Origin of the sequence: Clostridium sp. ATCC 25772 (assembly GCF_001573875.1) — a bacterium.
Classification (GTDB): Bacteria; Bacillota; Clostridia; order Clostridiales; family Clostridiaceae; genus Clostridium_J; species Clostridium_J senegalense.
Map to the genome: position 1 here is coordinate 1 of NZ_LFRG01000137.1, position 766 is coordinate 766.

1 protein-coding gene is annotated in these 766 nt (G+C 30.8%); it reads left to right on the plus strand.

The annotated features are described in order from the left end of the window. Positions 1-766: FtsK/SpoIIIE domain-containing protein (locus AZI32_RS17175; RefSeq protein WP_157450973.1), on the plus strand; the 766-nt coding region annotated here is incomplete at both ends.

A 766-nucleotide genomic window follows, 5' to 3' on the forward strand; every position in this document is an offset into this window, starting at 1 on the left:
CAATATAATTCTATTTTCAGTAAAAGGTATTTCCGAGTTGGTAAAGCTAATCGTTGATGTAGGCTCAATAGGATATCAATGTGCAACTGGTACTTATGAATATGAAGTTGCTACAGACGAGGACGTTTTAAACGACCACAAAGGAGCATTAAGAAGTGTAACCGATATAGAATATAAAAAAGTTGATTATAAGCCTATACAGACTAAATATTTAGAAATTGGAAGTTTTGATTGCGGATTAAAGGACTTTGTAAAGTTTAAAAGGCATAATGAGGTAGAGGATAATTCCCTTAAGTGTTTCATAGGAGAAAATGAATATGGCAAAGCTCAAGAGTTGGACCTATTCAAAGATGGAAGTTTACTTATAGGTGGTGCTAGCCAGTGGGGAAAAACTAGCTTGATATGTTCAATATTATTAAGCTTCATGGATAGATATGATCCGCAATATTTAAGAATAGTTTTAGTTGATTTCAAGGAAGTAGATTTAGTTAGGATAGATAAATATAAACACATAATTTCTGAATGTATAACTGATGTTAATAAGCTAAATAACTTACTTACTTGGTGTGAAAATGAATGTAAGTCTAGAGCTGAAATATTTAGAAATAATGATGTGTCTAATCTAAAAGACTTTAATAAAATGAGTGAAGTTAAAATGCAGCCCGTAATTATAGTAATTGATGAACTAGCTCAAGTAACTGTGGGTAATAAAAAGGAATCAGATGTTATAAAGGATAGAATATTCAAGCTAGTATCTAAATCTATG